At 72.8% G+C, this 14,124-nt stretch carries 10 protein-coding genes, 1 tRNA gene and 3 pseudogenes; 9 read left to right on the plus strand and 5 right to left on the minus strand.

Annotated elements, in window-relative coordinates; all coding sequences use genetic code 11:
* Positions 1-17 precede the first annotated feature (17 nt).
* A pseudogene (locus AB0472_RS14455) lies at positions 18-116 on the plus strand (transposase); the annotation flags it as partial.
* A 24-nt stretch (positions 117-140) separates the two neighbouring features.
* Positions 141-622, plus strand: a pseudogene (locus AB0472_RS14460) (cytidine deaminase).
* A gap of 75 nt (positions 623-697) precedes the next feature.
* Here AB0472_RS14460 and AB0472_RS14465 read toward each other — a convergent pair.
* Positions 698-1,603: a hypothetical protein gene (locus AB0472_RS14465; protein ID WP_366356461.1), complete on the minus strand. Its 906-nt coding sequence runs from the start codon at positions 1,601-1,603 to the stop codon at positions 698-700.
* 615 nt (positions 1,604-2,218) lie between these two features.
* Entirely contained in the window at positions 2,219-2,824 is a 606-nt protein-coding gene (locus tag AB0472_RS14470) for a TetR/AcrR family transcriptional regulator (protein WP_366356463.1), read from the minus strand.
* 108 nt (positions 2,825-2,932) lie between these two features.
* Here AB0472_RS14470 and AB0472_RS14475 point away from each other — a divergent pair, with 108 nt between their 5' ends.
* From AB0472_RS14475 to AB0472_RS14490, 4 genes and pseudogenes are all read left to right on the plus strand, one after another.
* A complete protein-coding gene (locus AB0472_RS14475) occupies positions 2,933-3,943 on the plus strand; it encodes a zinc-binding dehydrogenase (RefSeq protein WP_366356465.1) in 1,011 nt (336 codons plus the stop codon).
* 21 nt (positions 3,944-3,964) lie between these two features.
* Positions 3,965-4,567, plus strand: a complete 603-nt coding sequence (locus AB0472_RS14480; RefSeq protein ID WP_366356466.1) for an NAD(P)-binding domain-containing protein — start codon at positions 3,965-3,967, stop codon at positions 4,565-4,567.
* 63 nt (positions 4,568-4,630) lie between these two features.
* A complete protein-coding gene (locus AB0472_RS14485) occupies positions 4,631-5,719 on the plus strand; it encodes an alkene reductase (RefSeq protein ID WP_366356468.1) in 1,089 nt (362 codons plus the stop codon).
* 161 nt (positions 5,720-5,880) lie between these two features.
* A pseudogene (locus AB0472_RS14490) lies at positions 5,881-6,211 on the plus strand (transposase family protein); the annotation flags it as partial.
* A gap of 103 nt (positions 6,212-6,314) precedes the next feature.
* On the opposite strand, the gene AB0472_RS14495 reads toward AB0472_RS14490, so the two are convergent.
* Together AB0472_RS14495 and AB0472_RS14500 are read right to left on the minus strand one after the other, a co-directional pair.
* Positions 6,315-6,388, minus strand: a tRNA-Pro gene (locus AB0472_RS14495).
* Positions 6,389-6,433: 45 nt separating this feature from the next.
* Positions 6,434-7,861, minus strand: coding sequence for an MFS transporter (locus AB0472_RS14500; protein ID WP_366356557.1), 1,428 nt, complete (start codon positions 7,859-7,861; stop codon positions 6,434-6,436).
* A gap of 210 nt (positions 7,862-8,071) precedes the next feature.
* Between AB0472_RS14500 and AB0472_RS14505 the strand changes: the two genes are divergently transcribed.
* Positions 8,072-8,650 carry a helix-turn-helix domain-containing protein gene (locus tag AB0472_RS14505; RefSeq protein WP_366356469.1) on the plus strand — a complete coding sequence of 193 codons (579 nt, stop codon included), beginning with the start codon at positions 8,072-8,074 and terminating at the stop codon, positions 8,648-8,650.
* A 31-nt stretch (positions 8,651-8,681) separates the two neighbouring features.
* On the opposite strand, the gene AB0472_RS14510 is transcribed toward AB0472_RS14505, so the two are convergent.
* Complete coding sequence (locus AB0472_RS14510; protein WP_366356470.1) at positions 8,682-9,932, minus strand: SpoIIE family protein phosphatase; 1,251 nt, start codon at positions 9,930-9,932, stop codon at positions 8,682-8,684.
* Positions 9,933-10,107: 175 nt separating this feature from the next.
* Here AB0472_RS14510 and AB0472_RS14515 point away from each other — a divergent pair, with 175 nt between their 5' ends.
* Both AB0472_RS14515 and AB0472_RS14520 read left to right on the plus strand, forming a co-directional pair.
* Complete coding sequence (locus tag AB0472_RS14515) at positions 10,108-11,076, plus strand: cyclase family protein (protein ID WP_366356472.1); 969 nt, start codon at positions 10,108-10,110, stop codon at positions 11,074-11,076.
* Positions 11,077-11,192: 116 nt separating this feature from the next.
* A complete protein-coding gene (locus tag AB0472_RS14520) occupies positions 11,193-14,111 on the plus strand; it encodes a SpoIIE family protein phosphatase (protein ID WP_366356473.1) in 2,919 nt (972 codons plus the stop codon).
* Positions 14,112-14,124 lie beyond the last annotated feature (13 nt).

A 14,124-nucleotide genomic window follows, 5' to 3' on the forward strand; every position in this document is an offset into this window, starting at 1 on the left:
AGGGCCGTTCAAGGCCCAGGGAGCAGGGCAGCATGATCCGCCGCTACCTCATCCGCCGAAACCGCCACGCAGACGACCGGCGCCTGCGCGCCGTCGTGGACAGGGCCAACGTCGCCTGGAACAGCATGAAGTCAGAGAAGATGGCCTTACGGACCGACCGTGTCGACCACGATCCGATCCAGGCGGCGGCGCACGTTGCGGCCACACGCTGCCGGGGCGACACCCACACCATGGCGGCTGCGGCCCGCGCCCGACACGGCCGGATCGTCACCGCGGTGAACGCCTGTCCCTCCACCGAAGGCCCCTGCGCGGAGCTGGTCCTGACCGCCGCTGCTGCCGCTGAGGGCACCTATGACCTGGGCGTCATCGTCGCCGTGGGTGACCGCGACCGCGCGTCCAGCCCCCATGCGGCCGCTGCCGCCAGATCCTTCTTGACCGCGTCCCCGCCCTGAAGGTCATCGTCGCAACAAGCGACGGCCTCCGGATGGTGCCCGTCCTCGACCTGCTTCCCGAAAGCTGCATCCGGGCGAGCGCTGAGCATGGAACGCGCATCTGCGCACCGCGCCGCGATCGACCTGCCCTGCTCGACATCCACGCCCGCCGGATGAGGCAAAGGCAATGACCGAACCGCTCCCATCACCCGGATCACCCACAGCTGCCACCTGATCCAGATCGGCGGCCTGACCGGTCAATGCACCTAGGGCCGTCCCCACTCGGTTCCGAAGGACCCGTCGCCGGTGCGGCCCACGTCGGGTCTGCCGACCGGGCCGTACCAGCTCGCGCCGTCGGCCACCGCGGGCAGGCGCCCGCTCCGCTCCGCCAGTGACGCGGCGGGCAGGTCGTCGGCGTTGGCGGAGAGCACGAGACGGGCTGCCGTCCGCCAGCGCTCGTAGGTCTCGGGCGCGGCGGTGGCCAGCCGGTGCACGTCGGTCACCCGGACCCGGCCGCCCAGGCCCGCCGCTCCCGTCGGACGCAGCCACCGCACCCCCGCGCCGGCCGGCGGTTCCACCGCCCGGTCCGGCACCACCTGCTCGATGCGGGCCAGGTCCGCCGCGGCGGCGGTCGCGTACAGGGCCAGCGCGACGAGTACGACGGCCATGTGCGCGTCGAGCGCGTTGCCTCCGGCGGGCGGGTAGAGCCGCTCGTAGACCTCGCCCTCGCTCGGCAGGGCCCAGGCGCACAGCCGTCGTGCCCAGTGCAGGCAGTCGGTCAGCGGCGGGGTGCCGGTCGTGGTCAGGACCCGGTCCTCCCAGCGCAGCAGGTCCCCGGGCGCGTCCGGCGACGGCGGGTACAGCGTCCGGTCCTCGGAGATCCGCGGCAGCATGTCGATCCTGACCCGCGCGCCCGGGAACCGGGGCGGAACACCCTGCGCGCTCAGGTGCAGCAGCTGCCGCACCCCGCACGCGGCCACCTCGGGATCGGTCCAGACGTGGCCCTCCGCGCACTCCAGATGCGCCTCGCGTCCGTCGGCAACCAGCGTGAGCCCCGCCGTGCGGCCGCAGCGGGGGCAGAACAGCGGCACGTCCAGCACGTCGTCGATCAGATCGCCGTACTTCGCCACGACGATCTCGCCGGCGACCAGCACCCGGACCAGTCCCTGCACGCGTCTCCCTCCGAGCGGACCGACGGTCACTGCCGCAACCGATGGTCACATACCCACGCCGCGCCGACGCGGCTCATCGAGCGCCGTCGAGCAGCACGACCGGGCGGGGGCCCGGCCGGCCGGGAGCTCCCGGACCTCGTCGCGTTCACCCACGTGCACCCGATGCAGGAGAGGCTCGATCCGCCACCGGGGGCGGGCCACGGGCCGTGCCGCGACGATCCGCCGGCGAGCGGCGGGTGTCCGCACCGGGCCACCGGCTCGGCGGTGCCCCCGGGTTCCGCCGCGACCCGCTCCGCTCCGGCGGTCGAGCGGAGCAGATTCGACCGCGCACGCGAAAAGGGCCCCCGCGGGCTCTCACCCGCGAAGACCCTTCGTGACACAGAAGATGTGATCAAGGCGCATGATGTGCGCAGCACGCTCCCCCGTGCACCGTCGCGCACACCGTGTGGTCCTGAACTGGTCCCCCGGCGGTCACAGCTCTTCCACCAGACTCGCCGGCCTCTCGGACGACGTCGACATCCTCGAAGTTGCGATGCCCCGCCAAACGGCGATGTCGGGGCCGGGCCGTCTGTCGCGACGCCTTGGTTCCACGTCCCGCAACGGCCCCGAGTCGCATCAGTCGAGGGCACTGCGGCCGGTCTGCAGGATCTCGTCGGCGAGCTCGGGCTCGACGTGGCGTACGGCGCGGGCGAGCGTCAGCGCGCCGACCATTTCGCTGAGCAGGCGGATGGCCCTGTGGCGGGCCTCGGCCGGGTCGAGCTCGTGGCCCTTCTCCCGGGCTTCGCGCAGGAACTCGGCGGCGAAGCCGGTGAGGTAGCCCTCGACGCCCTCGGCGTATGCGCTCTGCACGGCTTCGCTGTGCCGTCCGGCGTCGGTGGCCAGGGAGACGGAGGGGCAGCCGCCGTCCGGGTCGTCACGGTGCGCGGTGGACAGGTACTCGGCCACGACCCGCTCCAGCGGAGAGCCGGCCTGGCCCGGACCGTCCTCGATCGTCCGGGCCAGGCCTTCGAGCGAGGCGGCATAGGCGGCTCCGCACACCTCCACGGCCAGGTCGTTCTTGGAGGCGAAGTGGTTGTAGAAGCCGCCGTGGGTGAGTCCGGCTTCCTTCATCAACTCGGCGATACCGACCGCGTCGATGCCCTGCGAACGAAACATGCGACTGGCCGCTTCGAGGATGTTCTGCCGGTTGCGGGCCTTGTCCTCCCTGGTGATCCGGGGCATGGCCGTCCTCTCGCGTCGCTCTCGACTTGACATTTTTAATGATGCCTCTCATCGTAACAGGGGGTTTCAATGACAACCATCATTAATAATCCGTGGAAGGAGAGCTCCATGCGCGCCATCGCCTACGACCAGCACGGAGAAGCCGGGCAGGTACTGCGCCTGAGCGAGCAGCCTGCCCCTGCCGCGCCCGCCGCCGGACAGGTGCGGGTGCGGGTGCTGTCCCGGCCGATCCACCCCGGCGACCTGGCGGCAGTGGAGGGCCTTCCGGGTGGGCCGCGGCAGCGGTTCGCCACGCCACGGATTCCCGGCGTGGCGGGAATGGGCGCCATCGAGACCGTCGGCGAGCGTGTGCAGGATCTGCGGCCCGGTCAGCGGGTGGCGTTCTTCCCGGTGCCGGGCGCGTGGAGCGAACTCGTCACGGCGTCGGCCGATCTCGTGGTGCCGGTGCCCGAGGACCTCAGCGACGGGACCGCGGCTTTGATGCTGGCCAACCCGCTGACCCTGCTGTCCCTGCTGCGGGCGGTCGAGGACGCCCAGCACGGCCATGCCGGTCCGGTGGTGCAGACGGCCGCCGGTTCGTCGGTGGGAAAACTGGTCAGCGCCGCAGCACTCAAGCACGGCATCCCGCTGGTCAACCTGGTACGCAGCGCCACGGGGGCGCAGACCCTGCGGCGGCGCTTCCCCGGACTGCCGACCATCTCGACGGCCGACGCCAACTGGCGCACTCAGGTCCAGCACGCGACCGGCGGCCGGGGAGCCCAGGTCGTACTGGACGCGGTGGGCGGATCCCTGACCGGTGAGCTGGCCGGGCTGCTCACCGACGGCGGCACGCTGATCACCTACGGACAGCTCGGTTCCGGCAGCACGCCGCTGGAGTCACTCGCGCTGGCCCCGCGGGCACTGACCGTGCGGGGCACGTCCGTCCTCCAGTGGATGGCCGCCCGCACGCCCGAGGAACGGGCCGAGGACGTCGCCTTCGCCGCCCGTCTGGCCGCGACCGCCCCGGAACTCTTCGAGGTCGCCGCAGGCTACGACCTCGCCGACTTCGCGAAGGCCATCGACCATGTCCGCCGCCCCGGCAGGAGCGGAACCGTCCTGCTCACCAGCCCCGCACCCTGAACCCCCACGAAGGGCATCGCCATGAAGATCGGAACCCTCGGCGCCGGAACCGTCGCCCGGGCCATCGCCCGCCACGCCGTGGCCCACGGCCACCAGGTCGTACTGAGCAACAGCCGCGGCCCCGCCTCCCTCGCCGGCCTCGCCGACGAACTCGGACCGCTCGCCCACGCCGGCACCCCGCAGGAAGCCGCCGCTGCGGAACTCGTCGTGCTCGCGGTCGGCTGGCCCCAGATCCCGGACGCGGTGGCCGGCCTGCCTCCCTTCGACGGGCGGATCGTCATCGACGCCACCAACCAGTTCGCCTCTCCGCCGCCGCCCATGAAGATCGCCGACCTGGGCGAGCTGACCGGCAGCGAACACGTCGCCACGCTGCTGCCCGGAGCCCGCGTCGTCAAGGCGTTCAACACCCTCTACGGCCAGTACATCGCCGCCGACCCGCGCCACCCGGCCGGACGCCAGGTGCTGTTCCTCGCCGGTGACGACGCCCACGCCAAGACCACCGTCAAGGACCTCACCGCCGCCTTCGGCTTCGCCCCCGTCGACCTCGGCTCCCTGCGCGAGGGCGGACGCCTCATGCAGCTCGGCGGCCCACTCTCCGGCCTCCACGCCCTCAAACAGGACTGAGCCGGGCCCCCGCCCATTCCTCACTCTCCTTCTCATCCACCCCACAGCACAAGGACGTTACTCATGACCACCACCCAGCCCCTGCTGCAGCCCGTCCGCCTCGGCGCGCTGGAACTCCCCAACAGCGTCGTCATGGCCCCCATGACCCGCGCCCGCGCTCACAACGCCGAGCTGGCCCCCACCGACATCCACGCGACCTACTACGCGCAGCGCGCCGGCGCCGGCCTGATCGTCACCGAGGGAACCTGGGTCAACGCCGACGCGATCGGTTTCATCCACGCGCCCGGCATCTACACCGATGCGCAGACCGCCGGCTGGATGAAGGTCACCGAAGCCGTCCACGAGGCCGGCGGGCGGATCGTCTCCCAGTTCGGCCACCTCGGCGCGGCCTCCCACCCCGACCACCTCGGCGGCCGCCTGCCCGCCGGACCCTCGGCCATCAACCCCGGCGAGAAGTCCTTCACCCCCTCCGGCCCGAAGGACACCGTCACCCCGCGCGCCTACACCGCCGCCGAGATCGCCGCCACCATCGCCGACTACCGTCATGCGGCCGAGAACGCCCGCCGCGCCGGCTTCGACGGCGTGGAAATCCACGCCCAGCAGTCCCACCTGATCCCGCAGTTCCTCAACCCACGTCTCAACCAGCGCACCGACGCGTACGGAGGCAGCAGCGAGAAGCGGGCCCAGTTCCTCCTCGACATCCTCGACGCCGTCAGTGACGTGTGGGGCAGCGACCGTATCAGCGTGAAGATGTCTCCGGGCTGGGCCAACGGAACCACGTTCACCGCGGACGAGGAGGCACTCGCCGACTACGACCAGCTGTTCAAGAAGCTCAACGACAGCAACCTGGCCTACCTGCACCTCCTGGGCACCCCCGGCACCCTCGAGGAGCGCGTCGCCCTCTTCTCCCGCTTCCGCGCCCACTACCACGGCAACATCGTCGCCAACCTCGGCTTCACCCAGGCCCTCGGCAACCAGATCCTCGACCACGGGATCGTCAACGCGGTCTCCTTCGGCGCCCCCTTCATCGCCAACCCCGACCTGGTCGAGCGCTTCGCGCAGGGCCACCCGCTGGCCGAAGGCGACCGGGACACCTACTACGCCGGTCACACCAAGGGCTACACCGACTACCCCGCCTTCACCGCCGGCTGAGCAGTGACGATCTCCGTGCGCAGCATCCGGGCAGTGAGCCTTTTCAGCGGGGTCACCGACGGGTGACGGCCAGTTGGCCGCTGGCCCTTGCAGAACGGGCCGGGCTCCCCGGCGGACGGGCGAGATGTCTGACGTCTCAACTCTTCGACCGGGGAGTCTCGTTGGTCCCGCATCCTGCCGCACCGGACCTGCCTCGTGCGCTGATCGAGCGGGTGACGGTGCTGGTCGTCACCCGGGAGGTGACCGCCGCGGCAAGCTCCGGCCCTCGCAACGGGCCCTGGTCGCGCTGGTGCACCTGCGCAAACGACGACACCCTCGCGCAGATCGCGGCCGGCTTCCGGATCAGCGTGGGCACCGCCCACGCCTACGTGCACGCAGTCATCGATCTCCTGTGCCCCTGGTGCGCCGGGCCTGACCCGCGCCTTGGGCGAGGCGGACGCGGAGTATGTGCTGGTGGACGGCACCCTCGCCGAGTGCGACCCGGTCGGCGACGGACACGTCGTCAAGGACGCCGGTCCCCGACTGGTCCCCAGGAACGATCAAAAGCCGGTTTCGGATTCCTCCGAAACCGGCCTTGACCTGCGACTGTCTCCAGTCGGGACGACAGGATTTGAACCTGCGACCCCTTGACCCCCAGTCAAGTGCGCTACCAAGCTGCGCCACGTCCCGTTGCGGAGTCACGCGGCGGCTGCCGCGTGATCACGCAGGTCAACACTACCGCACGCGTACGGGTGCTGCCGCCGACTGCTCCACGACCGGGCCGGCGACGCGGCTCGCGCGGCGGACCGGGACGAGGAGGGCGGCCCCCGCCGCGGTCAGGCAGAACAGCGCGAGCAGGGCCCAGGCGTGGGTGTAGCCGGAGGCGTACGGCAGTCCGGAGGGCTGGAGCCGGCCGGTGACCAGCACGCTGGTGAGCGCGGCGCCGATGGAGCCGCCGATGGTGCGGATGTTGGCGTTCATGCCGGTCGCGGCGCCCGTCTGCTCGGGCGGCACGCTGCCGACGATGAGGTTGGCCATCGAGGCGAAGGCCAGGCCGATACCGAGGCCGAACAGGCCCGCGACGACGCCGATCTGCCACTCCTGGTCGTGCCAGAGGGTGAGGAAGCCGCAGGCCAGCGCGCCGAGCGTGGCGCCCGTGGCGAGCTGCGCCTTGGCGCCGACGCGGGGTTCGAGGCGGCCGCCGACGACGCCCGAGAGGAACATGGCGACCAGCATCGGCAGCATGAGCAGGCCGGACTCGGTGACGGTGGCACCGAAGCCGTAGCCGGCCGTGCCGGGGGTCTGGACGAAGCCGGGCAGGAAGGACCAGATCGCGTACATGCCGGCGCCGAAGAGGAGCGCGGCCGTGTTGGTGGTCCAGACGGCGGGCAGCCGCATCACGCGCAGGTCGATGAGCGGGGTGGCGGAGCGGGACTCGGTGAGCAGCCAGACCGCGAACAGGACGACGGCGGTGCCGAACAGGCCCAGCACTCGGGCCGAGCCCCAGCCCCACTGACCGGCCTGGCTCAACGGCAGCAGCAACGCCACCAGCCAGGCGGAGAGCAGCCCGGCACCGAGCCAACTGACGCTGCCTTCGGCCCGCTTGGGCGACTCGGGAACGTAGCGGGCGGCGATCAGGACGGTGGCCGCGACCACGCCGACCGGGATCCAGAACAGCCACCGGTAGTCGAGCGCCGAGACGATGGGTCCGGCCGCCACGATGCCGACCCCGCCGCCGGCCGCGATCACCGCGGACAGGTTGCTGATGCTGCCGCTGACCTCGGCCGGGGCGAACTCGTCGCGGATGATGCCGAAGGAGAGCGGGAACAGGGCACCGCCGATGCCCTGGACGACCCGGGCGATGATCAGGACGCCGATGTTCGGCGCGAGGGCGGCGACCAGGCAGCCGGCCAGGACGGCCAGCAGTACGGCGACCAGGGTGCGCTTCTTGCCGATCAGGTCGCCGGCCCGGCCGAGTATCGGGGTGAAGACCGAGGCGGACAGCAGATAGGCCGTCATCACCCAGGTCGCGGTGGACTGGGAGGTGTGCAGGGCGTGCTGGACGGTCGGCAGGGCCGGGGCGACCAGCGACTGGAGCATGGAGAACACGCCCGCACCGGTCGCGAGGACCGCGAAGGTGAGGCGGGTGGACTTCCGGGGCATGAAGAGCCTCTCCGACATCGGAACGGAGGGAATGGTGAGCGAGACTTCCGTGAGCGTGCGGTAAGGGGACACCGGGCCGCGTCCGGCCATGGCGATACCGCTCCGCACTGCTAAAGTGGAGGTACCCCTCCACTCTACTGGAGGGAACCCTCCGCTTCAACCGAAGTCGAGGAAACCCTCCGGTTTACCCCTGTCACGCGGGAGGCAGCAATGACGGACAGCCCGTTCCCCGTCAGCGAGATCGTCGCGTCCCGCAGACCGCACCGTAAGGACGCGGCCCGCAACTACGACGCGTTGGTCGCGGCCGCCCGCCAGGCGTTCGCCGAGCGGGGCGCCGACGTCTCGCTGGAGGACGTCGCCCGCCGCGCGGGGGTCGGGATCGGCACCCTGTACCGGAACTTCCCCACCCGCCGCGACCTCTTCGAGAGCGTCTACGCGGACGAGGTCAACGCGCTGTGCCGGGCCGCCGTGGAGCTGGCCGACCTGGAGCCGTGGGAGGCCCTGACCGCCTGGCTGGACCGCTTCACCGGCTACATGGTCACCAAGCGGGCGGTGCGCGAGGCCCTGAACGACGAGTCGGAGATCTTCCAGGCCTGCCGCGACTCGATGTACTCGGCCGGCGGACCGCTGCTCGAGCGGGCTCAGAAGGCGGGCGTGGTCCGCACCGACATGGAGATCGGCGACCTGCTCCGCATGGTCTCCGGCATCACCGCGACCGCCTTCGACGACGACGTCCAGCGCGACCGCGTCCTCGGCATCGCCCTGGACGGGGTACGCGCCGGCCGCTAGCGGGCACCGCTCCCCCGCCGGACCACCGCTCTCACAGCCGTACGACGATGAGCGCGATGTCGTCCCGGCCGCCGCTGGCGACGCCCAGCCGGGCGAGCACGGTGTCGGCGAGCTGCTCGGTGCCCAGATGGGCGAACTCGCCGAGGACGTCGGCCAGTTGCCCCAGGCCGACGTCGATGTCCTGGTCCCGCCGCTCGATGAGCCCGTCGGTGTAGAGGACGAGGGTGTCGCCGGGCCGGTAGGGCAGGCTCGCCTGCGGGCGGGGCACGTGCTGCGGACGGGCGCCGAGCGGCGGGTCGGTGGCCTGGTCCAGCAGGTCGCAGCCGCCGTCCGGGTGGATGAGCATCGGCGGCGGGTGGCCCGCGCTGCTGTAGGTGATCAGGCGGCTGCGCATGTCGACGACCGCCTTGACGGCGGTGGTGCCCAGCGCCCCTTCGACGGACCTGGCGTACAGGCCGAGCACCTCCAGGGCCTGGGCGGGGCGCTCCAGGGCCCGGATGGCGGCGGACAGGGCACTGCGCAGCATGCCCATGACGGCCGCCGCCTCCAGGCCGTGCCCGATGACGTCGCCGACCGCGACGGCGAGCCGGTCCGGCGAGATGTCGACGACGTCGTACCAGTCGCCGCAGACGTTGAGGGAGCCGGTGGCGGGCAGGTAGCGCACCGCGATGTCCCGGTGGTGGGCCAGGTCGGGGACGTGCAGCATGGCCTCCTGCAGGATGACGGCGACCTCGCGCTCGCGGGTGTGGGCCTGCCGCAGCTCATCGTTCAGCCGCTGCAACTCCCGCGCCCGGGCGTACAGTTCCGCCTCCAGGGCCTCGGTCTGCTTCAGCCGCTGTCCCACCCGGACGCCGTGGGGGTGGGTGGCTCGGTACTCCATGACGAACGCGGTGACGTCCTCCACCCGGTGGATGATGTACGTCACCGCCCCGTCCGGGCCGAGAACGGGGGTGTTCACCGGGGACCACCAGCGCTCCTCGAAGACCCCGGGGCGGCTGACGACGGGGATGTCGTACTTCTGCAGCGCCATCGTGTCGGGCCGGCCGGTGGCGAGGACCCGGTGCAGGGAGGCCCCGAGATTGCGGACCCCGTCGGCGTCCGGGTCGGCGGGGTTGTCCGGGAACGCGCTGAAGATGTGCCGCCCGAGCAGGTCCTCCCGGGTGCGTCCGGTGGCCGCGAGGTAGGCCCGGTTCACATCGACGATGACCAGGTCCGGACCGAGCACCAGATACGGGCTCGGTGTCGCGGCGAACAACGCCGTGTGATCAACCCGCGATGCCACCGCTGACGCTCCTTCCCGCCTCAACGGCTCCCACCTCAATCTACGGTCCGCACTGCGCCTCTGCCCGCCGTGCGCCCCCGCCGGCCGGCTCGCCCCCGCCCGCGCGCACCCGGCACGCCGGCCCGGGTCGTGCCAGGCTGGGGAACCGGGCCGACGGGTGAGGCGGTGAGCACGGATGAGCGCGAGCCCCGAGGGCGGCCCGGACCCCGGCCCCGCCGGTGCCCGGAACGGACCGGCCGTCTCCCGCCGGGAGTTCGACGCGCTCTTCGCGGCGGTCTGCACCTGGGGCCGCTGGACCCCGGCCGACCGCGGCGCCTGGAACCGGGTGACCGCGGAGCGGGTACGGCGGGCCACGGCCGCCGTACGGTCCGGCCGGGTCGTACCGCTGGGGCTGCCCTGGAACACTGTGCCCGGCCCCGACAACCCCCGGCCCGCCCTGCACCACATGACCGATCTCGGCGACGTGGAGAGCCCGGAGCCCGCCACCCACAAGGACTTCATCGCCGCCGACTACCACGGCAAGTCCGTCACCCACCTCGACGCCCTGTGCCACGTCTCCTACCGGGGGCGGTTGTACGACGGCCGGGTGGCGAAGGACGTCGTCGGCGCGGCGGGCGCCCGGTTCGGAGCGGTGTCGGCGCTCGGCCCCCTCGTGACCCGGGGCGTCCTGCTCGATCTCCCCGCCGTGCTCGGGGTGCGCTGGCTGGAACCGGGACTCGCGGTGCACGCGGAGGACGTCCTCGCCGCGGAGCGGGCGCACGGTGTGCGGATCGGCGAGGGTGACGCGGTGCTCCTGCGCTCCGGGCGGACCCGCCGTCGTGCGGAACTCGGCGCCTGGGACCCGGACACGGCCTGCGCGGGCCTGCACGTGGACGCCGTACCACTGCTGGCCGAGCGCGGCCTCGCACTGCTCGGCGGCGACGGCGACAGTGACGTACGGCCCTCCCCCGTGGCCGGTGTGCACTCGCCCGTCCACACCCTCGTCGTGGCCGCGATGGGGGTGCCGCTCCTGGACAACCTCGATCTGGAGGCCCTGTCGGCCGCCGCCGACGAAGCCGGGCGGTACGAGTTCCTGCTGGTGGTGGCCCCGCTGGACATCCCGGGCGGGACGGGTTCGCCGGTCAGTCCGGTCGCCGTCCTGTGAGGCCGGGTGCGCAATGTCCGTAACCTCACGTATATCCTATTGGTGTAGTAAAACATGACAGCCAGGCGTGTTGGCGAACGTGTGGACGGACTCTGCGAACGCGAGTGAGGCGAAGCGTGGTTCGGGGCGGCGGGAAAGCGGCAGCGACGGGGCGTGCGACGGACGGCAAGGGTCCCGCCCGTTCGCGTGAGCGTTTCCTCCAGGGCGAGGCGGTCGAGGCCGGCGTACGCAGCCCCATCTCGCACTCGTGGCAGCGCTGCCGGGCCCTGGGGCTCTCCCCCGACCAGCCGGGGCTCCCCTTCCGGGACGACTTCGAGCGTGATGCCCGGATCACCCGTGCGGCCGTGCCGGTGCTCGACCGGCTGCAGTCCTGGTTCGCCGGCACCCGGATGAACATCTCCGTCGCCGACGCGGACGGGACCGTCCTGCTGCGCCGTTTCGGAGAGGCCTCGCTGGCCAGAAGCCTGCCGGCGTTCCAGCGCGTGCCCGGGTTCGTGTTCGCCGAGCGGTACGCCGGCACCAACGGGATCGGGCTCGCACTGGCGGAGCGGCAGCTCGTCCAGGTCTACGGCGCCGAGCACTTCGCCGAACGCGCGCAGGGCAACGCCTGCCGGGCGCTGCCCGTCCGCGACCCGATCAGCGGCCGTATCGAGGGCGTGCTGTGCCTCGGCTACCCGCGCAGCGCCGAGGACCCGGCACTGGCCACCGTGCTCCGGCGGGCGGCGCACGCCATCGAGAGGCGGCTGCTCGGGCAGAGCTCCGAACGCGAGCGGGCCCTGTTGCGGGCGTACCTGGACACCGGCGCGGAGACCGCCGCCGGCCCCCACCACCGCCTGGGGCTCGGCGAGCCGGCCCTCGGGGTCCGCCCCTGCGACCGGGCGATCCTCATGGAGAAGGCCGTCGAGCTGATCTCGTGGGCGCAGCGGGCCGCCGTCCACGTGACCCTGTCCGACGGCCGCCGGGTCACCCTGGTCAGCCGCCCGACGACGGCCGCCGCCGGCGTACAGGGCTTCGTCATCGAGGCCGTCCTGCCCGGCCCCGCACCGCGCGGGCCCCTCCTCGTCCCGTGGCCGGCCGAGGAACCCCCGCGTCCCGTCCTCGTCCCCGCCGACTTCGCCCACGCCGGCGCCCACGACAACGTTCACGACGCCGTGCCCGACGCCGGGATACGGGCGGCGCCCGCCGTCCTGCCTGCCGCGGTCGTGCCCGGCGCCGCGCCGCCCGGGTCCGTGCCCGGCGCCGCCGCGCCCGGCCGCGTACCCCGCCGGCCCGGGACACCGGGCACCGACCCGCCGGCGCCCGCGCCGGCGCCCCCGGCAGAGCCCCCGGCCCGAGGGCTCGTGCTGGTGGGAGAGCCGCACGTGGGGCGGTACGCCCTCGCCGCCCGCCGCCGCCTGGAGCTGCTGACCGACGCCAGCACCCGGATCGGGACCACCCTGGACGTGCGGCGCACCGCCGAGGAACTCGCCGAGACGGCGGTGCCCCGGCTCGCCGACTACGTCACGATCGACCTCCCCGAGGCCGTGCTGCGCGGCGAGGAGGCCGCCGACCCCTTCTCCGACCTGTACCGCACGGTGCTCCACGGCATCGACGACGACTGTCCGTTCTACCCGGTCGGCAAGCGCGTCGACTACGGCCCGGCCACTCCGCACCTGCGCTGTCTGACCGGCGGGCAGGCCGTGCTGGAACCGGACCTGAGGGCCGCCGTGGACTGGCTCGCCATCGACCCGCCCCGCACCGAGGCGATGCTGGCCCACGTCCACTCGCTCGTCGCCGTCCCCCTGGTGGCCCGCGGCGTCATCCTCGGCGTGGCCGCGTTCTACCGCGGGCGGCACCCCGCGCCCTTCGACGACGACGACCGCTCGCTGATCCAGGAACTCTCCGGCCGCGCCGCCCTGTCCGTCGACAACGCCCGGCGCTACACCCGGGAGCGCAGCATGGTCCTGACCCTGCAGCGCAGCATGCTCCCGCAGGGGCTGCCCGACCAGGACGCCGTCGACGTGGCGCACCGCTACCTGCCGGCGGAGTCGGACGTGGGCGGGGACTGGTACGACGTCATCCCCCTCTCCGGCACCCGGGTCGGCCTCCTGGTCGGTGACGTCGTGGGCCACGGCATGCTCTCGGCCGCCACCATGGGACGGCTGCGCACCGCCGCCCGCAGCTTCGCCGAACTCGACTTCTCCCCGGACGAGGTCCTCACCCACCTCGACAACCTGGTGGGACGCCTGGACCGGGAGGCCCCCGCCGCGGGCGAGACGGGCATCTTCGGCGCGACCTGCCTCTACGCCGTCTACGACCCGACCACGCAGCAGTGCACCATGGCCCGCGCCGGGCATCCGCCCCCGGCGCTCGTCCTCCCCGACGGCACGGTCTCCTTCCCCGACCTGCCCGCCGGACCCCCGCTGGGCCTCGGCGGCCTGCCCTTCGAAGCCGTCGACATCGACCTCCCCGAGGACAGCCGGCTGGTCCTCTACACCGACGGGCTCATCGAGAGCCGCGACCGCGACGTGGACCTGGTCCTGCACCGGCTGCGCGGCGCCCTCGCCGCCCCGGACCGCACCCCCGAGGAGATCTGCGAGACCCTGCTGGAGACGGTGGCCCCCGTCCACCCCCACGACGACATCGCCCTGCTCGTCGCCCGTACGCACGCGCTGGCCCCGCACCGGATCGCCACCTGGGACCTGCCCGCCGACCCCTCCCTCGTCAGCGAGGTCCGCTCCTCGGCGGTGTCCCGGCTGGCCGACTGGGGACTCGACGAGGCCGGGTTCGCCGCGGAGCTGGTGCTGAGCGAGCTGGTCACCAACGCCATCCGGCACGGCTCCGGCCCCGTCCGGGTACGCCTGCTGCACGGCCGGACCCTGATCTGCGAGGTCTCCGACGGCAGCAACACCGCTCCCCGCCTGCGCCGGGCGGCCGCCACCGACGAGGGCGGCCGCGGCCTGTTCCTGGTGGCCCAGCTGGCGCGCAGCTGGGGCACCCGCTACATCCGGCAGGGCAAGGTCATCTGGGCCGAGTGCGGGACCGACGCCGCCTGAGGCCGCGGACAGC

Origin of the sequence: Streptomyces sp. NPDC086777 (genome assembly GCF_040702065.1) — a bacterium.
GTDB lineage: Bacteria > Actinomycetota > Actinomycetes > Streptomycetales > Streptomycetaceae > Streptomyces.

Coding starts and splice junctions, on each gene's coding strand:
- AB0472_RS14470 (WP_366356463.1), bottom strand. CDS start 2,824: ATGCCCCGGATCACCAGGGAGGACAAGGCCCGCAACCGGCAGAACATC.
- AB0472_RS14475 (WP_366356465.1), top strand. CDS start 2,933: ATGCGCGCCATCGCCTACGACCAGCACGGAGAAGCCGGGCAGGTACTG.
- AB0472_RS14480 (WP_366356466.1), top strand. CDS start 3,965: ATGAAGATCGGAACCCTCGGCGCCGGAACCGTCGCCCGGGCCATCGCC.
- AB0472_RS14485 (WP_366356468.1), top strand. CDS start 4,631: ATGACCACCACCCAGCCCCTGCTGCAGCCCGTCCGCCTCGGCGCGCTG.
- AB0472_RS14500 (WP_366356557.1), bottom strand. CDS start 7,861: ATGCCCCGGAAGTCCACCCGCCTCACCTTCGCGGTCCTCGCGACCGGT.
- AB0472_RS14505 (WP_366356469.1), top strand. CDS start 8,072: ATGACGGACAGCCCGTTCCCCGTCAGCGAGATCGTCGCGTCCCGCAGA.
- AB0472_RS14515 (WP_366356472.1), top strand. CDS start 10,108: ATGAGCGCGAGCCCCGAGGGCGGCCCGGACCCCGGCCCCGCCGGTGCC.